General features: G+C 69.1%; 21 protein-coding genes and 1 tRNA gene. 15 read left to right on the plus strand and 7 right to left on the minus strand.

All coding sequences use genetic code 11. The features are described 5' to 3' along the window. Positions 1-19: 19 nt before the first annotated feature. From ACLHG5_RS00855 to ACLHG5_RS00865, 3 genes are read right to left on the minus strand one after another with little or no spacing between them, the layout of a single operon-like run. A complete protein-coding gene (locus ACLHG5_RS00855) occupies positions 20-916 on the minus strand; it encodes a carbohydrate ABC transporter permease (protein ID WP_411316100.1) in 897 nt (298 codons plus the stop codon). Continuing rightward, positions 916-1,956 carry a carbohydrate ABC transporter permease gene (locus ACLHG5_RS00860; RefSeq protein WP_411316099.1) on the minus strand — a complete coding sequence of 347 codons (1,041 nt, stop codon included), beginning with the start codon at positions 1,954-1,956 and terminating at the stop codon, positions 916-918. The genes ACLHG5_RS00855 and ACLHG5_RS00860 overlap by 1 nt, the downstream gene beginning before the upstream one ends. A gap of 12 nt (positions 1,957-1,968) precedes the next feature. Beyond that, a complete protein-coding gene (locus ACLHG5_RS00865; RefSeq protein ID WP_411316098.1) occupies positions 1,969-3,261 on the minus strand; it encodes an ABC transporter substrate-binding protein in 1,293 nt (430 codons plus the stop codon). 185 nt (positions 3,262-3,446) lie between these two features. On the opposite strand from ACLHG5_RS00865, the gene ACLHG5_RS00870 reads away from it, so the two are divergent. Beyond that, complete coding sequence (locus tag ACLHG5_RS00870; RefSeq protein WP_411316097.1) at positions 3,447-4,445, plus strand: LacI family DNA-binding transcriptional regulator; 999 nt, start codon at positions 3,447-3,449, stop codon at positions 4,443-4,445. A 97-nt stretch (positions 4,446-4,542) separates the two neighbouring features. On the opposite strand, the gene ACLHG5_RS00875 is transcribed toward ACLHG5_RS00870, so the two are convergent. Then, complete coding sequence (locus tag ACLHG5_RS00875) at positions 4,543-4,686, minus strand: hypothetical protein (protein ID WP_411316096.1); 144 nt, start codon at positions 4,684-4,686, stop codon at positions 4,543-4,545. A gap of 1 nt (position 4,687) precedes the next feature. Next, positions 4,688-6,082: an OFA family MFS transporter gene (locus tag ACLHG5_RS00880; RefSeq protein WP_411316095.1), complete on the minus strand. Its 1,395-nt coding sequence runs from the start codon at positions 6,080-6,082 to the stop codon at positions 4,688-4,690. A 107-nt stretch (positions 6,083-6,189) separates the two neighbouring features. Here ACLHG5_RS00880 and ACLHG5_RS00885 point away from each other — a divergent pair, with 107 nt between their 5' ends. Beyond that, entirely contained in the window at positions 6,190-6,657 is a 468-nt protein-coding gene (locus ACLHG5_RS00885) for a hypothetical protein (RefSeq protein ID WP_411317579.1), read from the plus strand. After that, positions 6,654-7,040, plus strand: a complete 387-nt coding sequence (locus tag ACLHG5_RS00890) for a hypothetical protein (RefSeq protein WP_411317580.1) — start codon at positions 6,654-6,656, stop codon at positions 7,038-7,040. The genes ACLHG5_RS00885 and ACLHG5_RS00890 overlap by 4 nt, the downstream gene beginning before the upstream one ends. On the opposite strand, the gene ACLHG5_RS00895 is transcribed toward ACLHG5_RS00890, so the two are convergent. After that, on the minus strand, positions 7,037-7,435 hold the full coding sequence (locus ACLHG5_RS00895) for a DoxX family protein (RefSeq protein ID WP_411316091.1): 399 nt from the start codon (positions 7,433-7,435) through the stop codon (positions 7,037-7,039). The two genes, ACLHG5_RS00890 and ACLHG5_RS00895, sit on opposite strands and share 4 nt — an antisense overlap. An 84-nt stretch (positions 7,436-7,519) precedes the next feature. Between ACLHG5_RS00895 and serA the strand changes: the two genes are divergently transcribed. Further along, entirely contained in the window at positions 7,520-9,109 is a 1,590-nt protein-coding gene (gene serA / locus ACLHG5_RS00900; protein ID WP_411317581.1) for a phosphoglycerate dehydrogenase, read from the plus strand. Positions 9,110-9,190: 81 nt separating this feature from the next. Here the strand turns inward: serA and ACLHG5_RS00905 are convergent, their stop codons facing one another. Then, positions 9,191-9,505, minus strand: coding sequence for a DUF6458 family protein (locus ACLHG5_RS00905; protein ID WP_411316089.1), 315 nt, complete (start codon positions 9,503-9,505; stop codon positions 9,191-9,193). Between the two features lie 66 nt (positions 9,506-9,571). Between ACLHG5_RS00905 and ACLHG5_RS00910 the strand changes: the two genes are divergently transcribed. From ACLHG5_RS00910 to ACLHG5_RS00960, 11 genes are all read left to right on the plus strand, one after another. Next, positions 9,572-10,684 carry a 3-isopropylmalate dehydrogenase gene (locus ACLHG5_RS00910; RefSeq protein WP_411317582.1) on the plus strand — a complete coding sequence of 371 codons (1,113 nt, stop codon included), beginning with the start codon at positions 9,572-9,574 and terminating at the stop codon, positions 10,682-10,684. Further along, positions 10,681-11,781, plus strand: a complete 1,101-nt coding sequence (locus ACLHG5_RS00915) for a branched-chain amino acid aminotransferase (RefSeq protein ID WP_411317583.1) — start codon at positions 10,681-10,683, stop codon at positions 11,779-11,781. Before ACLHG5_RS00910 ends, ACLHG5_RS00915 begins: the two co-directional genes overlap by 4 nt. Before the next feature lie 84 nt (positions 11,782-11,865). Next, positions 11,866-12,630 carry a fumarylacetoacetate hydrolase family protein gene (locus tag ACLHG5_RS00920; protein WP_411317584.1) on the plus strand — a complete coding sequence of 255 codons (765 nt, stop codon included), beginning with the start codon at positions 11,866-11,868 and terminating at the stop codon, positions 12,628-12,630. A 2-nt stretch (positions 12,631-12,632) separates the two neighbouring features. After that, complete coding sequence (locus tag ACLHG5_RS00925; protein ID WP_411316085.1) at positions 12,633-13,655, plus strand: YeiH family protein; 1,023 nt, start codon at positions 12,633-12,635, stop codon at positions 13,653-13,655. 84 nt (positions 13,656-13,739) lie between these two features. Then, on the plus strand, positions 13,740-15,230 hold the full coding sequence (gene gltX / locus ACLHG5_RS00930; protein WP_411317585.1) for a glutamate--tRNA ligase: 1,491 nt from the start codon (positions 13,740-13,742) through the stop codon (positions 15,228-15,230). Beyond that, a complete protein-coding gene (locus ACLHG5_RS00935; protein ID WP_411317587.1) occupies positions 15,227-16,168 on the plus strand; it encodes an NAD(P)/FAD-dependent oxidoreductase in 942 nt (313 codons plus the stop codon). The genes gltX and ACLHG5_RS00935 overlap by 4 nt, the downstream gene beginning before the upstream one ends. Positions 16,169-16,292: 124 nt before the next feature. After that, a tRNA-Gln gene (locus ACLHG5_RS00940) sits at positions 16,293-16,364 on the plus strand. Positions 16,365-16,629: 265 nt separating this feature from the next. Further along, positions 16,630-17,466 carry an ABC transporter ATP-binding protein gene (locus tag ACLHG5_RS00945; protein WP_411316082.1) on the plus strand — a complete coding sequence of 279 codons (837 nt, stop codon included), beginning with the start codon at positions 16,630-16,632 and terminating at the stop codon, positions 17,464-17,466. Between the two features lie 11 nt (positions 17,467-17,477). After that, positions 17,478-18,470 (plus strand): ABC transporter substrate-binding protein, encoded by a 993-nt coding sequence (locus tag ACLHG5_RS00950; RefSeq protein ID WP_411316080.1) that lies wholly within the window; start codon positions 17,478-17,480, stop codon positions 18,468-18,470. Between the two features lie 128 nt (positions 18,471-18,598). Next, on the plus strand, positions 18,599-20,635 hold the full coding sequence (locus ACLHG5_RS00955) for an iron ABC transporter permease (RefSeq protein ID WP_411317588.1): 2,037 nt from the start codon (positions 18,599-18,601) through the stop codon (positions 20,633-20,635). A 31-nt stretch (positions 20,636-20,666) separates the two neighbouring features. After that, positions 20,667-21,905 (plus strand): MFS transporter, encoded by a 1,239-nt coding sequence (locus tag ACLHG5_RS00960; protein ID WP_411317589.1) that lies wholly within the window; start codon positions 20,667-20,669, stop codon positions 21,903-21,905. Positions 21,906-22,065 lie beyond the last annotated feature (160 nt).

A 22,065-nucleotide genomic window follows, 5' to 3' on the forward strand; every position in this document is an offset into this window, starting at 1 on the left:
TCACGGTAGACACTGTCTCTCAGCCCTTCACAGCGCCGGTCAGACCGCCGACGATGCGACGCTCGAACAGGCTGAAGAACACGAGAGCCGGGATCATCGACAGGGCCGTGAACGCGAGAACCCGAGCCGTATCGACCGAGTACTGCGACGAGAACACCTGGGTTCCGAGCGGCAGCGTGAACAACCCCGGGTCGTTGAGGATGAACAGCGGGAGCATGTAGCTGTTCCAGCTCGCGATGAACGCGAGGATGCCGACCGTGATCACCCCGGGCACCGACAGCGGGATCACCATGCGCCAGAAGAAGCCCAGTCGCGAACATCCGTCGATGGATGCCGCCTCCTGGAGTTCGTTCGGGATCGCCGCGAGGAACGGCACGAGGATGATGACCGTGATCGGCAGCGCGAACGCGACCTGAGGCACGATGACACCCGCGAGGGTGTTCGTGAGCCCGAGGTCACGCACGAGGATGTAGAGCGGGGTGATCGCAACCGTCATCGGGAACATCAGTCCCGCGGCGAAGATCGCGTAGATGAGCCCGCGACCCCGGAACGAGTAGCGCGCGAGGCCGAACGCGGCCATGAGGCCGAGCGCGACGACGATGACCGTCGTCGAGATCGCGGCGATCGACGAGTTGCCCACCTGCTGCCAGAACACGGGGTTCGAGAGGACCTCGACGTAGTTCTGCCACTGCCACGCCACGGGGAAGCCCGAGGGGTCGACGGTGATCTCCGAGTTCGACCGGAAGCCGCCGAGGATGATGAACACGACGGGCGTGAGCATGAGCCCGATGAGCACGAGAGCGATGAAGTAGATCACGAGGGACTTCGAGCGCTTCGGTGCGACCGACGAGGTCGTCGGCTGCTTGCGCACCACCGGGGACGGGCCGCGCGGAGCGGTTGTGAGTGCGGTGGCCATCAGGCTTTACCTCCGGTGACAGCGCCCGCGGTGTCGCGGCGCAACAGGATGCGCTGGTAGAGCAGCGCGATCGCGAGCGACAGCAGGAACATGACGACGGCGACGGCGCTGCCGTATCCGTAGCTTCCGGCATTTCGCCCGTTCGCGACCATGTAGGTCGCCATGGTGGATGTTCCCGCGGTCCCGGCGACGTATTGACCCCAGATGATCCAGACGAGGTCGAACAGTTGGAGGGACCCGATTATCGAGAGGAACGCCCAGATGCGGATGGTCGGTCCGAGCAGGGGCAGAACGATGTAGCGCTGCACCTGCCAGTAGGACGCACCGTCGATCGACGCCGCTTCGGACAGCTCCTCGGGAACACCCTGCAGTCCCGCGAGGAAGAGGATGACGGCGAAGCCGATGTACTTCCACGTGATGATGACGAGGAGCGTCCAGATGGCGATCGCGGGGTTCGACAACCAGTCCTGCGCGAGGTCACCGAGTCCGACCTTGACGAGCAGACCGTTGAGGGCGCCGTTCGTCTGGAGCATGAGGCTCCAACCGATTCCGACGACGACCTCGGCGATGACGTAGGGCACGAAGATCAGCACGCGGATGACCGACTGACCGCGCATCTTGCGGTTGAGGAGCAGTGCGAGGCCGAGAGCGAGGGGGCCCTGCATGATGAGGGATGCCACGGCGATCAAGACGTTGTTGCCGAGCGCATCGTGGAACGACGAGTCGGTGAGGATCGTGACGTAGTTGCTCAGGCCGACGAACTCCGTGGCCGGTCCGAACCCGGACCAGCTGAAGAAGCCGTAGTAGGCCGCGATCGCGACGGGGAAGATGACGAACGCGACGAAGACGACGAGCGCGGGCCCGATGAGGAGTGCGAGTTCGAGGCGGGGGATCCAGCTGGCGGAACGCCGGCGGGTTTCCCCCGTGGGGAGGCGGGCGGGCGAACCCGACGGGGGCAGCTTGGCTGAGCTGCCCCCGTCGTTGTTCGTCGCCCCTGGCGCGCCCGCGTCGACGCGGGTCGTGTCTTGGGCCGATGTCATGGTTCTGTCGGACTAACCGCGGGCCGCAGCGTCACTCACGGCATCGACGATCGACTGAGCGTCTCCGTTGCCCGCGAACATGTCGACGACCGCCACGTTGAGTGCGTTTCCGACGTTGAGGCCGTAGAGGGTGTCGAGCCAGACGATCACGTACGGGGCCTCGTTGTAGGCCTCGAGCACGCTCTGGAGCGAGGGGTCGTCAACGACGCCCTGGGCTTCCTGCGACGCGGGAAGTGTCACGAACGCCTCGGCGTATGCCTCCTGGTTGGCCTGCTCGACCGTGAAGTTCAGGAAGTCGACGCACTCCTCGGGCGCGTTGACCCAGCACGAGTACCCGTCGACTCCACCCATCATCGCGCCGGGTTCTCCGTCGCCGCCGTCAACTGCGGGGAACGGCATCCAGCCCAGGTCGGGGAGGGGCTGCTCGTCAGGGGTGAGCCCGGCGATCACACCGGGGTTCCAGGCGCCCATGAGCTCCATGCCGGCCTGCTTGTTGGCGATGAGTCCCGCCGACGATCCTGCGCCCTGCTGTGCGGCGGTCGTTAGGTAGCCCTCGTTGAACGGTTCGGTCTCGAGGAAGTCTTCGAGGTTCTCTCCGGCCTCGAGCCAGCACGGGTCGTCGAAGCTACGGGTTTCGGCCGCGCTGTTCATCGCGTCTTGCGAGCACGCGCGCAGCGCGAAGTTGTAGTACCAGTGCGCGGCGGGCCACGCGTCGTTGGCGCCGACGGCGATCGGTGCGACGCCGGAGTCCTTGAGGGCGTCGGTCGCGTCCTCGAGGTCGTCGAAGGTCTCGAGCGGAGTGGTGACGCCCGCCTCGTCGAGCACGTCGCCCGAGTAGAAGAGACCCGACGGGAGAACGGCGACGGGCATGCCGTAGATCGCGTCATCGATCGCGAAGGCGTTGAGCACGGCGTCACCGAGGGCGGTGCGTGTCGCATCCGACACTCCGCTGGTCAGGTCCATGACCTGGCCGGCCTCGACGACGTCGGCGAGCTTGCCGCCGCCGCGCGCCATGAAGACGTCGGGGGCGTCGCCCGAGTTGAGGGCGGTCTGGAGGCGGCCGTCCATCTCCTCGTTCTGGATCGACTGGACGTCGATCGTCACGCCGGGGTTCGCTTCTTCGAACGCCGCGACGGTGTCTTCCCAGTACTCCACACCCGGGCCGGTCGTGGAGTTGTGCCAGAACGTCATCTCGACGCTCCCGTCGGCGTTGTCGGAGCCCGACCCGCCGCCACCACACGCGGTGAGGGTGAGGGCACCCGCCACCAGCAGGGCCGAGCCTGCGAGGAACTTCTTGGTTCTCATGTGCTGTCCGTTTCTCTTCATTGAGTCGTACCTGTCGCGGAACGGGGAGTGCGTGAGCACTGTGAGAGCGGCGGCTTCGCTGCTCCCGGAAAACCCCAGCGTCCAAGATCTCCTCCAGTGTGTTCATCGATGCGCTGGGGTGTCAAACGTTTTCGAAAACCTTTTCCATTCGTTATAGTCAGCTCATGGGACGCCGGACAACAATCAACGACGTCGCCGCGGCCGCCGGCGTCTCCGTCTCGACGGTGTCGAAAGCCGTGCACGGGCGATACGGGGTCTCGCCCGAGACGGTGCGCCGCGTCATCGACATCGTCGAGAAGCTCGGCTACCAGTCGAGCCTCGGCGCGAGCAGCATGCGGTCGCAGCGCACGGGTGTCATCGGTGTGCTCGTTCCCGGCTTCGAGCCCTTCAGCGCGGAGATCCTCAAGGGTGTCGGCTCGGCGGTTCGCGGAACCGGGTTCGACCTTCTCGCCTACTCCGGATCGGAGGACGGCTCGGGCGACGGATGGGAGCGCCGGTCCGTCAGTCGACTCAGCGGCACCCTCGTCGACGGACTCATCATGGTGACCCCGTCGGTCGTCTCGGTTTCGGGCGAGGTCCCCGTCGTGGCGATCGACCCGCACACGGGTCGCGCCGACCTGCCGACCGTCGAATCCGACAGCTACCACGGGGCGCAACTCGCGACGCGATACCTCATCGGGCTCGGGCACACGCGCATCGGGTTCGTCGCGGGCCGCCCGGATCTGCGTTCCTCCGGGCTTCGCGACGCGGGGTACCGCAGCGCCCTCATCGAGGCGGGACTGCAGTTCGATCCGTCCCTCGTCGGGATCGGTCGATACGAGGTCGACGCCACGAGGCAGCTCGCCTTCGAGATGCTCTCCCGCGCAGACCGGCCGACCGCGATCTTCGCCGCGAACGACCTCTCGGCGATCGCCGTCGCGGCCGTCGCATCCGAGCTCGGGATCTCGGTTCCCGACCAGCTCTCGATCATCGGGTTCGACGACATCGCCGAGGCATCGCGGCACTCGCCGCCGCTCAGCACGGTGCGTCAGCCGATGCAGTTGCTCGGCGAGATCGCGGCGTCGATGCTCTTCGCTCTGCTCAAGGGCGAGAAGCCCGAGGTGACGCACGTGCAGCTCCCCACGAGGCTCGTGCCCCGCGGAACGACGTCCCCGCCCCGCTGACCCTGCGGCCCGCGCCCGCGCCACAGTACGCAGTTTCCGCGAGCGGATGCCGGAACCGGCACCCGCTCGCGGAAACTGCGTACTTTCGGGGGATGGGTCAGCCCGTGAAGAGGGCCGTGACGCGCGTGAGGGTCACGATGACGCCGTAGAGCAGCGGAACTCCCACGAGCGCCCACGCGACCGTGATCTTCGCGGTCGTCGCGCCCGATCGTGCGGCAGGTGCGGTGTTCGTCGTCGACATGTCAGGCTCCCTTCGCGGCGGTCGTCGCATCCGCGCGCATGTCTGCCGGCTCGTGGTACTTGGCCGCGACGGGCTTCACGAGGAGGTTGGCGATGAATCCGATGATGAGCAGACCCACCATCGTGAGCAGCGCCGGCTGGTAGGCCTGCGCCGTGAGTTCGCCCGGGGTGCCCTGGGCGTCGAGGAACGCGTTGATGATGAGCGGACCCGCGATGCCCGCCGCCGACCACGCGGTGAGCAGCCGACCGTGGATGGCGCCGACTTGGAAGGTGCCGAAGAGGTCGCGCAAGTACGCCGGGATCGTCGCGAACCCCCCGCCGTAGAACGAGATGATCACGAACGCGAGCGCGACGTAGAGGAACGTCGTGCTGAACCCGAAGAGCGCGAGCAGGATGTAAAGAGCGGCACCCACACCGAGATAGACCATGTAGATGCGCTTGCGACCGATGATGTCGGATGTCGACGACCACACGAAACGCCCGGCCATGTTGCCGATCGACAGCAGTCCGACGAACCCGCCGGCGACGGCCGCGTTGACCGCCGACGCCCCGTCGGCGTCGCGGAAGAAGTCCTGGATCATGGGGGCCGCTTGCTCGAGGATGCCGATGCCCGCGGTGACGTTGCAGAACAGCACCACCCAGAGCAGCCAGAACTGGCGGGTCTTGATGGCGTTCTTCGCCGAGACGTTGTCGGTCGTCACGAGTGCCTTGGTCTTGACCGTGCTCGGGTCGAAGCCGGCGGGCTTCCAGCCGTCGGCGGGCACGCGGATCGTGAAGGCGCCGAACATCATGTAGACGAGGTAGATCGCGGCGAAGGTGAGGAAGAGCTTGCCGACGGCGTCGCCGCTCGCCACCCACCCCTCGGTGCCCGACTCGGGGTCGTAGGCCGTGAGCAGGAGGGTCGAGAGGGGGCTCGCGATGAGCGCGCCACCGCCGAAGCCCATGATCGCCATTCCCGTGGCGAGTCCGGGGCGGTCCGGGAACCACTTGATGAGGGTCGACACGGGCGAGATGTAGCCGATGCCGAGCCCGATGCCGCCGATGAAGCCGTAGCCGAGGTAGACGAGCCAGAGCTGGTTGGAGAAGATGCCGAGCGCGCCGATCACGAAGCCCGCCGACCAGAGGAGGGCCGCGGTGAACATCGCCTTGCGCGGTCCGTTCTTGTCGACCCACGTGCCGAGGATCGCGGCGGAGAGCCCGAGCATGACGATCGCGATCGAGAAGATGATGCCGATCTGGGTGAGGCTCGCCTCGAAGTGGTCGACGAGGGCGGTCTTGTAGACACTCGTCGCGTAGGCCTGCCCGATGCACAGGTGCACCGCGAGCGCCGCCGGGGGGATGAGCCAGCGATTGAATCCGGGGGGTGCGACTGATCGTTCACGGTCGAGAAAACTCATCGGGGTGTCCCTTACGGTGCGGGGTGGCGGCGAGGGCAGCGGCGCTGCTGTTCGGTCGAGCGGTCTCACCCTACGTCGAGGTCGGTCGGCGCGGTTAGGCTCGGGGAGTGGCGAGGCTTCGAGACGACAACGACGACGCCCTCAGTTGGGGCGACGAGATCGGCGACCCCAGCCACATCGATCACGAGGCGGATGCTGCGGTTCCCGGCCTCGAGGGTGGCCCGACCGATCCCGACACGACCTCCGATCGCGGGACCGGGTCCGGGCCGGAGTCCGCGTCCGCGACGGGGTCGGTGCTCCTCGTGGTCTACGGGGTGCTCGCGGGCGCTTACCTTCTGTTCACCGTGGGGTGGGTCATCGCGATCCAGGGGTCCGTGTTCGTCGCGAGCAACCTCTTCATCGACATCATGTTCCAGTTCGGCGAGTTCCTCTCGATCGCCTCGCCCGCGCTGTGGTTCACCGCCACGCTGCTGCTCACGCGTCGTCGCCGGGCGATCGCGCGCGTCGGTTGGCTCGTCGCGGGGCTCGTGATCGTGGCGCCGTGGCCGTTCATCGTCTCGGGGGCGGGCATATGACGACCGGAGCGCCGCAGTCGGCCTCGCAGCCGGAGTCCGCGCGGCCCCCGCAGCCCCAGCGCGAGCGCATGAGTGCCGTGCGCTGGGCGGTCATCGTCCTCTTCGGGCTGCTCTTCGCCTACGACCTCTTCGGGGCTCTCGCCAACCTCACGGGTGTGCTCGCCGTCGTCGACGCCGAGAACGCCGTGCGCGCCTCCGTGGACCTCGACCTCATCTCGCCCCCGTGGGCACTGCTCGTCGTGACGATCGTGCTGCCCGTCGCGGGGTTCGCGATCGCCGCGCTCGTGGGCCGACGGCACTCGGTCGCCACGGCCGCGCTCGTCTTCGCCGCGGGCCTCGCGGCCGTCGCGGCCCTCACCGCGAGCCTCACCGCCCTCGCCTAGAGGATCGCGGCGAGCACGACCACGAGGATGAGCACGAGCTGCCCCGCGAATCGCGGCCAGAAGGGGATCGCGAGCGAACCGAACCTCTCGGGGTGCTCGGCCGCGTAGGCGTTGGCGGGGAACACCGCGATGAGAAACAGCACGAGTCCGACGGCGGCAGCCCCGCGCAGCTCCGGGATGAGGATGCCGACGCCCCCGGCGATCTCGCACACCCCCGTGAGGTAGACGAGGGCGAGGGGGTTCGCGATCCCGTCGAATCTCAGCCGGGGCGGGATGAGCTTCGCCATCACTCGCGCGGGTCCGGGCCTGAAGTGGTTCACGCCCATCCCGACGAACACGAGGGCGACGACGACCCGCAGCACGACCCCGACGATGTCTGCTGGCGAGTCGGTCATGCGCCCAGTCTGCGCCCTTCCGGTTTGCGCTCGTCGGCCCAGTAGGCTCTCAACGGTACTTTCCGGGCTATCGAAGGACTCTCCGTGGCGAAGCCGATCGTGTTGATCGCAGAAGAACTCTCACCCGCTACCGTCGACGCCCTCGGGCCCGACTTCGACGTGCGATCGGTCGACGGCACCGATCGTGCGGCGCTGATCTCGGCGCTCGCCGACGCGGAGGCGATCCTGATCCGCTCGGCGACGCACATGGATGCCGAGGCGATCGCGGCCGCGTCGTCGCTGCGGGTCATCGCGCGCGCGGGTGTCGGGCTCGACAACGTCGACATCAAGGCGGCGACGACCGCGGGCATCATGGTCGTGAACGCGCCGACGTCGAACATCATCTCGGCCGCCGAACTCACGGTCGGACACATCCTGAGCCTCGCCCGGCACATCCCGCCAGCGCACGCGGCGCTCGCTCAGGGCCAGTGGAAGCGCTCGAAGTACACGGGCACCGAGCTCTATGAGAAGACGATCGGCATCATCGGCCTCGGCCGCATCGGGGCGCTCATCACGGCGCGCATGCAGGCGTTCGGCACGAGGGTCGTCGCGTACGACCCCTACGTGACCGCCCAGCGCGCCCAGCAGCTCGGCGTCACGCTGCTGTCACTCGACGAGCTGCTCGCGCAATCGGACTTCATCACCATCCACATGCCGAAGACCCCCGAGACCACGGGCATGATCTCCGACGCGCAACTCGCCCTCATGAAGTCGAGCGCCTACATCGTCAACGTCGCGCGCGGCGGTCTCATCGACGAAGACGCCCTGCACCGAGCCCTCAGCTCGGGTGAGATCGCGGGAGCCGGACTGGATGTCTTCGTGAGCGAGCCGCCCACCGGTTCACCGCTCCTCGCCCTCGACAACGTCATCGTCACCCCGCACCTCGGTGCCTCGACCGACGAGGCGCAAGAGAAGGCCGGCGTGTCGGTCGCCCGATCGGTGCGCCTCGCGCTCTCGGGAGAGCTCGTGCCCGACGCCGTGAACGTGGCAGGCGGGGTCATCGACCCGACGGTGCGCCCCGGCATCCCGCTCATGGAGAAGCTCGGTCAGGTGTTCTCGGGGCTCGCCCAGAGCCCCGTCACGAGCATCGACATCGAGGTGCGCGGCGAGATCGTCGAGTTCGACGTGAGCGTGCTCAAGCTCGCGGCGCTCAAGGGGATCTTCACGAACATCGTCTCGGAGTCGGTGTCGTACGTGAACGCTCCGCTCCTCGCCGAGCAGCGCGGGCTCGACGTGCGCCTCATCACGGATGCCGTGAGCGACGAGTACCGCAACATCCTGACGATCCGCGGGGCCCTGAGCGACGGCTCGCAAGTATCGGTCTCGGGAACCCTCACGGGCACGAAGCAGATCGAGAAGATCGTGGAGATCAACGGCTACGACGTCGAAGTGCCGATGGCCGACCACTTCATCGTCATGGTCTACACCGACCGCCCCGGCATCGTCGCGATCTACGGTCGCGAGTTCGGCGAGGCGGGCATCAACATCGCGGGCATGCAAATCAGCCGGCGCGAGGCGGGCGGGCAGGCGCTCGCCGTGCTCACGGTCGACTCCCCGGCGCCCGACGCCCTGCTCGAGTCGCTGCGTCTCGCGATCGACGCCGACGTCATGAGCGAGATCGACATCACGACCTGAGTCGCGCGAGACGACGAGAACGGGCCCGGCACAGTGTGCCGGGCCCGTTCTGTCGTGCGGGTCTGTCGAGAAGCGGTGTCCCTAGATGAGCGGGTCGCTGTCGCGACGCGTCTCGCGCTGCACACCACCGTCGACGTTGCGGGTGACCTCGACGCTCGAGCGCTTCTTGAGCATGAACGCGAGGGAGATGAGGAAGATGACGACTCCGGCACCCATGAGGATGTAGCCGACGAGGTCGAGGTTGACGAAGCTGGTTTCGACGTTGAGCGCGAAAGCCAGAATGGCTCCCACGACGAAGAGGAAGATTCCCGAACCGATACCCATGTGATTGCCTGCCCTTTCGTGAGGCCGCCCGATCGTGGTGAGCACGTCGATGTCGACTTCGATGTGCGACAACCCTAACCTCAGCAGACGTTCAGGTCGGGGAAATCGGGGCGTTGGCGGCTCCGCTACTGTGAATCCATGCCTCGGAGAATCAGCCTCGCCGTCATCCCCGGAGACGGAATCGGGCCCGAAGTGGTCGCCGAAGCCCTCGCGGTGCTCGCGGCCGCGACGCCCGACGAGGTGTCGGTCGAGACGACCGAGTATCCGTTCGGCGCCCGCCACTATCTCGAGACGGGCGACATCCTCACGACGGGCGATCTCGAGGCTCTTGCCGCTCACGACGCCATCCTTCTCGGCGCCGTCGGGGGAGACCCCCGAGAACCGCGGCTCTCGGGCGGCATCATCGAGCGGGGTCTGCTCCTGAAGCTCAGGTTCGCGTTCGACCACTACGTCAACCTGCGGCCGACAGTGCTCTTCCCGTCGGTCGTCTCGCCGCTCGCCGACGCGGGCGACGTCGACTTCGTCGTCGTGCGCGAGGGCACCGAGGGTCCGTACGTCGGCAACGGCGGAGGCATCCGTGTCGGCACTCCGCACGAGATCGCCAACGAGGTGAGCGTCAACACCGCCTTCGGTGTCGAGCGCCTCGTGAGATTCGCCTTCCAGACCGCGCGCTCGCGTCGGGGCACGCTCACCCTCGTGCACAAGACCAACGTGCTCGTGCACGCGGGCGGTCTGTGGCAGCGCACCGTCGACGCCGTCTCGAGCGAGTTTCCGGATGTCGCGGTCGACTACCTCCATGTCGACGCCGCGACGATCTTCCTGGTGACCGATCCGTCGCGGTTCGACACGATCGTCACCGACAACCTCTTCGGCGACATCCTGACCGACCTCGCCGGCGCCATCAGCGGGGGGATCGGCCTCGCCGCGTCGGGCAACATCAACCCCGACGGCGCCTTTCCGAGCATGTTCGAACCGGTGCACGGCTCGGCCCCCGACATCGCCGGGAAGGGCATCGCCGATCCGACCGCCGCGATCCTGTCGGTTGCGATGCTCCTGGACCACCTCGAGCTGCCCGATGCCGCCGCGCAGGTGCGCGACGCCGTCACGAGCGACCTCGCCGTCCGCGGCCCCGGCGACCCCCGGCGCTCGACGAGCGAGATCGGCGCGGCGATCGTCGCAGCGCTCCCCGATCACCAGCTCACCCCGACCTCACCCGACACCTCGAGCGCGACCCACGGAGGCACCCCATGAGCGATGCGACGACTTTCCCCCTCACGTTCGAGCACGTCCCGTCGACGAGCGCGCGCGAGTCGGCGGAGCGCGAGGCGATCCTCGCCGACCCGGGCTTCGGCAAACACTTCACCGACCACATGGTGCAGATCGATTGGTCGGTCGACGCGGGGTGGCACGAGGCCCGCGTGACGCCGTACGGACCACTGCAACTCGACCCCGCGGCATCCGTTCTGCACTACGCCCAGGAGATCTTCGAGGGGCTCAAGGCCTACCGTCACGCGGATGACTCGATCTGGTCGTTCCGACCCGAGGCCAACGCCGCGCGACTGCGGCGATCGGCGACGAGGCTCGCCCTTCCCGAGCTCGCCGAGGCCGACTTCGTCGAGTCGCTCCGCCGCCTCGTGAGCATCGACTCGGCGTGGGTGCCGTCGGCGCCCGAGACGAGCCTCTACCTGCGCCCGTTCATGATCGCGACCGAGGCGTTCCTCGGGGTGCGCGCCGCCCAGAAGGTCGGCTACTACGTCATCGCGTCTCCCGCGGGCGCCTACTTCGCGACCGGGGTCACGCCCGTGTCGATCTGGATCTCCGATCACTACTCGCGAGCGGGTCGCGGCGGAATGGGCGCCGCGAAGACGGGCGGAAACTACGCGTCGTCGCTCCTGCCCCAGGCCGAGGCATACGAGCACGGGTGCGCCCAGGTGCTCTTCCTCGACTCGGAGGAGCAGACCTACATCGAGGAGCTCGGCGGCATGAACGTCGTGCTCGTCTACCGCGACGGCACCCTCGTGACACCGCAATCCGACAGCATCCTCGAGGGCATCACGCGCGACAGCGTGCTCCAGCTCGCCGAAGACCGCGGCCACCGTGTCGAGCGCCGGCGGGTGTCTCTCGCGGAGTGGCGCGACGGCGTCGCGAGCGGCGACATCACCGAGGTGTTCGCGTGCGGCACGGCCGCCGTCATCACGCCCATCGCTCAGCTCAAGGGCGACGGGGTCGAGATCGGGTCAGCGGATGCCGCGCCAGGTGAACTGACGATGTCGCTGCGCGACGAGCTCACCGACATCCAGTACGGCCGTCGCGACGACCCCCACGGGTGGATGACGCGACTCGCGTGAGCGCGGGTGCGGGCAGGGGCGTGGGCGACCGAGCCCGCGCTGTGCCGTCGGGGGCCGCAGGGCCCAGGCGATAGTCTCGACACCGTGAAGATCGCGCGATTCAGCACCGGTGGAGACCCTCGCTACGGCATCGTCGACGACGACGCCCTCGTCGTTCTCACGGGCGACCCCATGTTCAGCGGATTCGACACCACGGGGGAGCGCGTTGCGCTGAGCGACGCGAAACTGCTCGCGCCCGTCATCCCGCGGTCGAAGGTCATCTGCGTCGGACTCAACTACGCCGACCACAAGAGCGACATGGGCGACATCGGCCCGGCCAACCCGCTCCTCTTCCTCAAGCCCAACACGGCCGTCGTCGGCCCGGGCGACACGATCGTCATCCCCCCGGTCGAAGGCCGCATCGTGCACGAGGGTGAACTCGTCGTCGTGATCGGGTCGATCGCCAAGCAGGTGAAGGCCGAGGACTACGCGAGCGTCGTGTTCGGCTACACGATCGGCAACGACGTCTCGGCGCGCGACGTCATGTTCGCCGACGGTCAGTGGGCGAGGGCGAAGGGCTACGACACCTTCGCGCCCATCGGGCCGTGGATCGAGACCGACCTCGACGCCCAGAACGTCGCGATCACGACCTTCGTCGACGGCGAGCAGCGCCGCGCGGGGTCGACCGCCGACATGATCCACACGATCCCCGAGATCATCGAGTTCGCCTCCGACGTCTTCACCCTCCTGCCCGGTGACATCATCATGACCGGAACTCCCGCCGGGCTCGGCGGTTTCACCGACGGTCAGACCGTCGACATCACGATCGAGGGCATCGGCACGCTCTCGAACCCCGCACGCAACCGCTGATCGTGGCTGCGCGCGCTCGCGCTCTCGCCCCCGGTCTCGCCGTCGCCGGGGCGGGGGCTCTGCTCGCGGCCATCGTCGCGCTCGCCCTTCCCGTGGTGCCGCTCCTCACGGCCGCCGTCGTGCTCGGCATCGTCGTGGGGCAGCTCCCCGCCGCGAAGCCGCTGCTCGACGGGCCGCTCGCGCCGGGTATCCGCTTCGCCTCGAAGACCCTCATGAGGGTCGGAATCGTGCTGCTCGGATTCAGACTGAGCCTCGTCGACATCGCCGATCTCGGTGTCGTCGCGGTTCTCGCGATCGTCGCGCTCGTGGTCGCGACGTTCTTCGCGACGTGGGGGTTCGGGCGCGCGATGCGGCTACCCGGCGACGAGCCGCTCCTCATCGCCGCCGGATTCTCCATCTGCGGGGCATCGGCGATCGGCGCGATGGGGGCCGCGACGCGCAGTGACGCCCGACAGCAGGCGACCCCCGTGGCTCTCGTGACCCTGTGCGGCACCCTCGCGATCGCGGTGCTGCCGCTCGCCGGCTCTCTCGTGGGTCTCGACCCCGAGCAGTTCGGGCGCTGGGTCGGCGCGAGCGTGCACGACGTCGGCCAGGTCGTCGCGACAGCCCAGACCGCGGGGGCGGCCGCTCTCGCGATCGCCGTCGTCGTCAAACTCACGCGCGTGCTCATGCTCGCGCCGATGGTCGCGATCGCGACGACGGCGCTGCGCGTGCGCGATCGTCGGGCGGATGCCGCGGGCACGCCTCGCGAGGGCGTGACCGGCCGCGCACCGATCGTGCCCCTCTTCGTGGTCGGGTTTCTCGCGGCCGTGCTCGTCAACACCCTCGTGCCGCTGCCGACTCCGATGCTCGAGGTCGTAGACGGCGTGCAGGTGATCGTGCTCGCGGCCGCACTCGTGGCGCTCGGTTCGGCGGTGAGGATCGCGACCCTCGTGCGCACGGGCTGGCGAGCGCTCGTGGTCGGGCTCGCCTCGTGGGCGTTCATCGCGTCGGCCGCGCTCGCCCTCGTGACGCTCGGGTCGTGAGGCCCGGGACGGTCGGGTCGCTCGGGTCGCTCGGGTCGTGACCCGCGGGGCTCTCGAGGGTCGGCCCTCTAGAATCGGGGAGCCATGTCTGACACCTCCGCTCCCGCCCTTTTCACCACTGCGACCGGAAGCGACGTGCGCGTGCGTTTCTGCCCGTCGCCGACGGGAACGCCTCACGTGGGGCTCATCCGCACCGCCCTCTTCAACTGGGCGTACGCGCGGCACACCGGGGGCAAGCTCATCTTCCGCATCGAAGACACCGATGCCGCGCGCGACAGCGAGGAGAGCTACGCGCAGATTATCGAGGGCCTCCGCTGGCTCGGTCTCGATTGGGACGAGGGCGTCGACGTCGGTGGCCCTCACGGCCCCTACCGCCAGTCGCAGCGCTCCGACATCTACTCGCAGATCATCGAGAAGCTGCGTGCGAGCGGGCACCTCTACGAGAGCTTCGCGACGGGCGAGGAGATCGAGGCGCGCAACGTCGCCGCCGGTCGCGATCCCAAGCAGGGCTACGACAACTTCGAGCGCGAGCTCACCGCCGAGCAGCGCGAGGCCTACCTCGCCGAGGGCCGCGCTCCGGCGCTCAGGCTCCGGGTGCCCGACACCGAATTGAGCTTCGACGACCTCGTGCGCGGCGAGATCACCTTTCCCGCCGGGAGCTTCACCGACTTCGTCGTCGTGAGGCCCAGCGGTGCACCGCTCTACACGTTCGTGAACCCCGTCGACGACGCGCTCATGGGGGTCACCCACGTGTTGCGCGGCGAAGACCTGCTCTCGTCGACCCCGCGTCAGATCGCGCTCTATCACGCGCTCATCGAGATCGGCGTGGCCACGGCGATCCCGCGCTTCGGGCACCTCCCCACCGTCACGGGCGAGGGCAACAAGAAGCTCAGCAAGCGCAACCCCGAGTCGAACCTCTTCCACCACCGCGACCGCGGTTTCGTGCCCGAGGGCCTCATCAACTACCTCGCGCTGCTCGGCTGGTCGCTCACCCACGATCGCGACGTCTTCACGATCGACGAGATGATCGCCGCGTTCGACGTCGCCGATGTGAACCCGAACCCCGCGCGCTTCGACCTCGCGAAAGCCGAGTCGATCAACGGCGACCACATCCGGATGCTCCCGGTCGACGAGTTCGCGCGCCGCCTCACGCCCTACCTCGCCGGCATCGCGGAGTCGCCGCGCGACGACGCGACGATTCTCGCCGCGGCGCCTCTCGTGCAGGAGCGCATGCAGCTTCTCAGCGAAGCGCCGGGGCTGCTCGCCTTTCTCTTCACCGCAGACGACGACATCGTGTGGGAAGCCGACGCGATGCCCAAGGGTGACGTCAGGCCGACCCTCGACGCCGCGCTCGCCGCACTGAGCGGTCTCGACGAGTGGACGACCGAGAGCACCGAGGCGGCATTGCGCACGGCCCTCATCGACGAGCTCGGGCTCAAGCCCCGCCTCGCGTTCGGCCCCGTGCGCACCGCGATCTCGGGGCGCCGCATCAGCCCGCCCCTCTTCGAGTCGCTCGAACTGCTCGGCCGCGAGTCGTCGCTGCGCCGGATCGAGAGGTTCGCGGCGTCGCTATGAGCGAGGTGAGCACCGCCGGGGTCGACGCCCCGATCAGCGACGTCGCGATCATCGGGGCCGGTCCCGCGGGTCTGAGTGCCGCACTCAACCTCGTGCGCGCGCGTCGACGCCTCGTCGTGATCGACAGCAACCGTCCGCGCAACGCCGCGACGTTCCACTCGCACGGCTTCATCACGCGCGACGGTGTCTCGCCCCTCGAGCTGCGGCGCCTCGGTCGCGAGGAGCTCGAGGCCTACCCGAACTACGAGTTCCACCAGTCGATGGTCGTCTCGATCGATCGGGCGGATGACGCCTTCGAGGTCTCGACGAAGGGCCCGGGCTTCACGAAGGCGGTCTACCGCGCGCGCTCCGTCGTCATCACGACCGGGCTCACCGAGATCATGCCCGCGCTCCCGACCCTGCGCGCGTTCTACGGCACGAGCATCCACAGCTGCATCGAGTGCGACGGCTGGGAGGAGCGCGACAAACCGATCGCCGTCATCGGCGAGACCGACGACCTCGCCTCGAGGGCCCTCCTCGTCTCCCAGTGGAGCGACGACGTCATCGTGTTTACGAACGGCGTCGGCGAGATCACGGCGGCGGATGAGGCGGGTCTCCTGAAGCGGGGCATCCGCGTCGACCGGCGCCCCCTCGCCGACGTCGAGGGCGACCAGACCGGACTCACGGGCGTGCGCCTCGCCGACGGTGAGGTCGTGCCGCGCACGGCGGCGTTCGTGCGGCCGCGGTATGCCCCGAAACTCGAGTACGCGGCATCCCTCGGGCTCGAGGTCGATGACCTGGGCCTCCTCGTCGTCGACGCGCGGGGGCGCACGACCGTGCCCGGCGTCTACGCCGCGGGCGATTCGACGCCGCCGGGACCCCAGCAGCTCATCGTCGCCGCGGGTGCGGGAGCACGCGTCGCGTCGGCTCTCAACGAAGACCTCCTCGGCGCGCTCTGACCGATTTCGGCGTGCGACTGCGGCGGGTGCGAGCGACCGGCGAGCGGCGTTCGTGCGCCCGAGTATGACTCGGCTCCGCTCGTAGGCTAAAGTGGACTGTCGTCCCGATTCCGGTCGGAAACGGTGGGGTATGGTGTAATTGGCAACACGGAAGATTCTGATTCTTTTGTTCTTGGTTCGAGTCCAGGTACCCCAGCACTGAAACACACGAGGCTCCGCCGCTGCGCTCTGGGAGCCTGCAATCATCGCCTCCGCCTCCGCTTCCGACGACGTGTCGGAGCGTGACTCTGCCGCTCACGCTCGCCTGGTCGGCCGTGCTCATCGCCGTCTTCGGATCACTCACGATGTGGAGGTATCGCGACGCCCGGTGAGGCCCGCCCGCCGATTCCCGGCGGTTGTCGAGCGGGTTCGCAGGAGAGCGAGTTGCGTGTTTAGGTAAGCCTAAGCTAACGTCTCGATACGTGAGCAGCGAACGCGTCCCCACCGGCATCCGCGGCCGTGCGCTCACTCTCGATTACGAGAAGACCGACGTCGTGCACGACGCGAGCATCAGCTTCGAGGCGGGAACGGTCACGGCCCTCGTCGGGCCCAACGGGAGCGGCAAGTCGACCCTCCTGCGTGCTGTCGCGCGACTGCACGCCCCGCGACTCGGCGGCGTGCAGCTCGACGACGACACCGACGCCCTCCTCCTCGCGCGCGGCGACTTCGCGCGCCGCGTCACCCTCCTCGCTCAGACACGGCCTCCGGCCACGGGCATCACCGTGCGCGACGTCGTCGAGTTCGGCAGGCACCCGCACCGTGGCCGTTGGCGCGGGGGAGACCCCGGTGGCGCGGCGGCGATCGAGCACGCGATGACCGTCACGGGCGTCCACGAGTTCGCGGGCCGTGCGATCGACCGGCTCTCGGGCGGTCAGATGCAGAGGGTCTGGCTCGCGAGCTGCCTCGCGCAAGAGACCGGAGTGCTCCTGCTCGACGAGCCCACGACGTTCCTCGACCTCCGCTACCAGGTCGAGATCCTCGACCTCGTGCGCGAACTCTCCGACGACCACGGCGTCACGATCGGCGTCGTGCTCCACGACCTCGACCAGGCCGCGTCCGTCGCCGACACCGTCGTGCTGCTCGCCGACGGCGCGATCGTCGCGACGGGTGCCGCCGCCGACGTCTTCACCCCTGAGCGCCTCAGCGACGTCTACGGCATCCGCATCGACGTCGACCACGATCCCCTCACCGGCGGCTTGCGCACTCGCGCGATCGGCCGCCACCACTCACGACACGAAAGAACACCCACACCGCGATGATCACCTCACCCTTGAAGTCAGCAGCACGCCGCAGAACCCTCACCGCGCTCGTCGCGGCGGCATCCGTCACTCTCGCCCTCGCCGCCTGCGGCACCACCGAGTCGACCACCGACGAGGATGCCGCGGTGAGCGGCGGCCCGATCACGATCACCGACGCCCGCGGTGTCGATGTCGAACTCGACGGACCCGCGACGCGCGTCGTCGGCACCGAGTGGAACGTCGTCGAGCACCTCGTGTCGCTCGGTGTCATGCCCGTCGGGGCTGCGGACGTCGAGGGCTACTCCGCGTGGGTCACCTCCGAGCCGCTCGACGGCGACGTCGAAGACATCGGCACGCGCGGCGAGCCGAGCATCGACACGATCGCGAGCCTCGACCCCGACCTCGTCGTCGCCACGAGCGACCTCCCCGAAGCCGCGATCGCGCAGCTCGAGGAGATCGTCCCCGTGATCGTCATCACCTCGGCAGACGCGAGCGCGCAGATCGAGCGGATGTATGACAACACGCGCATGATCGCCGAAGCGACGGGCACGAGCGACGTCGCCGACGAGGTGCTCGCGGGCTTCGAGACGGCGGTCGCCGACGGTGCCGCCGCCATCGAGGACGCCGGTCTCGAGGGGGCGCCCGTCGCGTTCTCCGACGCGTACGTCGCGGGCGGTGCCGTCTCGATCCGGCCGTACGTCGAGGGTTCTCTCATCGCGTCGGTCAACGAGGAGCTCGGCCTCACGATGCCGTGGGACCTCGAGGGCGACCCGGCATACGGTCTCGCCGCAACCGACGTCGAAGGCCTCACGGCGCTCCCCGACGACGTGAACTTCGTCTACATCACCAACGGGTCCGAAGAAGACGACGCCTACGCGTCGACCCTCGCGGGCAACGCCGTGTGGGAGTCGCTCCCGTTCGTCGAAGCGGGCGACGTCACGAGGCTCCCCGACGGCATCTGGATGTTCGGCGGCGCCTCGTCGATGGAGGTCTACATCGACTCCCTCGTCGACGCCCTCAGCTGACCCGCCGAGCCGCCGACCCGCACCCCGCCGACCCGCACCCCGCCGCCCCCGTGAATCAGACCGCGCTCGCCCCGAGATCCGCCGTGCCCGAGGGGCGCACGGACCCGGGGCGACGCGTCGGTTGGGGAGTGCCTGCGCTCGCGGCCGGCCTCATCGCGGCGATCGCCGTCATCGCCGCGGTGCACCTGACCCAGGGCACCGCGGCGGTCGGCGCGGCAGACCTCCTCGCGCTTCTCGGCGGGCGCGCTGCCGACGGCTCGGATGACGCGGCCGCGGTCCTCGTGGCGTCGCGGGCACCGCGACTCGTCGCCGGACTACTCGTCGGGTTCGCCCTCGGGGCTGCGGGGGCGGCGATGCAATCGGTCTCCCGCAACATCCTCGCCTCGCCGGACACCCTCGCGGTCAACGCGGGAGCCCACCTCGCGATCGTCGCGGTCGCGGCGTTCGGCATCAGCCTCCCCGTGATCCCCACGGGTCTCGTCGCCTTCGCCGGTGGCCTTCTCGCGGCGGCCCTCGTTCTCGGGCTCTCCTCGGGTGGCAGCGGCCCCGTGCGGCTCGTGCTCGCCGGGTCGGCGATCGCCCTCGGGCTCTCGGCCGTCACGAGCATGCTGCTCCTTCTCTTCGCGCAAGACACCGTCGGCCTGTTCTCGTGGGGGAGCGGCAGCCTCGCGCAGATCGGCATCGCCGCCGCCCGGAGCATGGCCCCCGTCATCGTCGTCGCCGTCATCGTGCTCCTCCTGCTCGGCCGCCGACTCGACATCCTCGGTCTCGGCGACGACGCCGCGCGTGTCGTCGGAGTCAACCCGCGGATGACGCGCATCCTCACGGTCGTGGTCGCGGTGCTGCTCGCGGCCGCGGCGGTCACGATCGCGGGCCCGATCGGTTTCGTCGGGCTGTGTGCGCCCGCGATCATCCGGCTCCTCGCTCCCCGCATCCGCGGGCTGCACCGCCACCGCGCACTCATTCCGCTCGCGGGGCTCGCGGGGGTCGCGATCGTGCTCGGGGCCGACGTGCTCCTGCGCGTGTTCGTCGGGAGCGACCGCAGTGTCGCCGTGCCCACGGGCGTCGTGACGACGATGCTCGGGGCGGTGTTCCTCACCGCGCTCGCGTGGCGAATGCGCGACACCGGGGCGACCTCGACCGCGGCGGGGCTCACGCGCGTGCGATCGGTGCGGCGCTACCTCGTGACCCTCGTCGTCGCCGTCGTGCTCCTCGTGGCCCTCGTGGTCGCCTCGAGCCTGCTCGGTGACGCCAAGCTGCTGCTCGGCGACGTCGCCAACTGGATCACGGGGCAGGCGGGCACGGGGGTGACGTTCATCCTCGACACCCGGATGCCTCGCGTGCTCGCCGCGGTGCTCGCGGGCGCCGCGCTCGCGCTCGCGGGAGCGCTCGTGCAAGCGGTGTCGCGCAACGCCCTCGCCGAACCGGGCATCCTCGGCGTCGTCGGGGGAGCGGGGCTCGCCGCGATCGCCGTCATCACGATCGTGCCGCTCGCGAGCGCGTGGCTCGTCACGGGAGCGGCCCTCGTCGGTGCCGTCGTCGCCGCGTCGATCGTGTTCGGGCTCGCCGCGCGCGGGGGTCTCGCGCAGAACCGCCTCGTGCTCATCGGAATCGCGGTCTCGGCCGCGAGCCTCGCGATGATCACGCTCCTCGTCGTGCTCACCGACCCCTTCAACAGCACGAAAGCCCTCACGTGGCTCGCGGGGTCGACCTACGGACGCTCGTTCGCCGCGATCGCCCCCGTCGCGATCGCGATCGCCGTCGCGATCCCCCTGCTCGTCGCGAGCCGCCGCGACCTCGACCTGCTCGCGCTCGACGACGAGACGCCGCGACTCGCGGGCATCGACGTCTCCCGAGCGCGCTTCGCTCTCCTGTGCGTCGCGGTCGTGCTCACGGCCACCGCGGTCGCGTCGGTGGGGGTCATCTCGTTCGTGGGACTCGTGGCCCCGCACGCCGCGCGCGCTCTCGTCGGCGGGCGACACTCGCGCATCCTCCCCGTCGCCGCCATCCTCGGCGGGCTCCTCGTGTGCGTCGCGGATGTCGTCGGCCGCACGGTCATCGCCCCCGACCAGTTGCCCGCCGGTCTCGTGACCGCGCTCGTCGGGGCGCCGTACTTCGCGTGGGTGCTGTGGCGCTCGCGAGCGGGAGCATCGAGGCTCGTCTGATCGCGTCGGCGAAACCGCCTACCCTGAGGTAATGCCTGCGCCACGCTCCGCTCCGTGGTGGCGCCGCACCCGCCGAAACTCCGTTCCTCGCGCCGACCGCCCGCGCCTCTCGCGCGACGTCTACGTGCTCGGCGTCATCGCGTTCTTCGTCATGGTCGGCTTCGGCGTCGTCATCCCCGTGCTCCCCGTCTACGCCCGCAGTTTCGGTGTCGGCTACGTCGAGGTCGGGGCGGTCGTCTCGGCGTTCGCCCTCATGAGGCTCGTCGCGAGCCCCGTGGTCGGCCGGATGATCGACGCGCTCGGAGAGCGCAGTGTGCTCTCGATCGGCATCGGAATCGTCGCGGTGTCGAGCGGACTCGTCGGCATCGCCCAGGACTACCCGCAGTTGCTCATCCTCCGCGGGGTCGGCGGCATCGGTTCGGCGATGTTCAGCGTCGCCGCGATGACGCTGCTGCTCGGTTCGACGGCCCCGACGATGCGGGCTCGCGCGGTCGGCTTCTATCAGGGCGGGTTCCTCATCGGCGGGATGGCGGGGCCCGCGATCGGCGGGCTCCTCGCCACGATCTCGCTCCAGGCACCGTTCTTCTTCTACGCCGCGACCCTCGCGGTCGCGGGGGCCGTCGGTGCGGTGCTGCTGAGGTCGGGAGCGAAGCCGACGGCGGATGACGCGGCGGCCGTTCGCGTGCCGCTGCGCGTCGTGGCACGCGACCGCCGTTTCCAGACCGCGTGCGCCGCGAATTTCGCGCAGGGCTGGACCTCCTTCGGTGTGCGCGGAGCCCTCGTTCCGCTCTTCATCGTCGAAGTCCTGCGCAACCCGACCGCCGCGACGGGCGTCGCCTTCGCGATCGCCGCGGTCGCGCAGACGGTCGCCCTCGCCCCCGCCGCTCGCTTCGTCGACATGGTCGGTCGAAAGCCCGCCGTCATCGGGGGTTTCGCTCTCGCCGCCGCAGTCGTCGCGGCCGTTCCGTTCTCGACCGACATCGTCATGCTCACGGTGCTCTTGAGCGTCTACGGGGTCGCCGCCGCATTCATGGGCACGGCGCCGGCCGCTCTCGTCGGAGACGCCGTCGCGGGTCGCGGGGGCAGGCCCGTCGCGGTGTTCTCGATGTTCTCGGATGTCGGTGCGATCGTCGGTCCGATCGCCGCGGGACTCCTCGCCGATTCGGTCTCCTACGGCGCCGCGTTCTTCGTCGGTGCGGTGTTCCTCCTCGCGGTCGCGCTTCTCGCGATCACGATTCCGCGCCCCGCTGATCGACCGGGCGAACACTAGCGCCGACATCGCGTGAGCGCATCTCGTTTCGGTAACGGTTGGGCCGCGCAGAGGGGCGCAAATGGCCGGGCGCCATCCTCGATCCGTCGATACGACCATTGGCATCGGGGGAGCTGCGCGACCGCGGATTCCCTGTTCCGCCGAGGATGCAAGGGGTGGT

This window comes from Marisediminicola sp. LYQ85 (genome assembly GCF_046600695.1).
Classification (GTDB): Bacteria; Actinomycetota; Actinomycetes; order Actinomycetales; family Microbacteriaceae; genus Marisediminicola.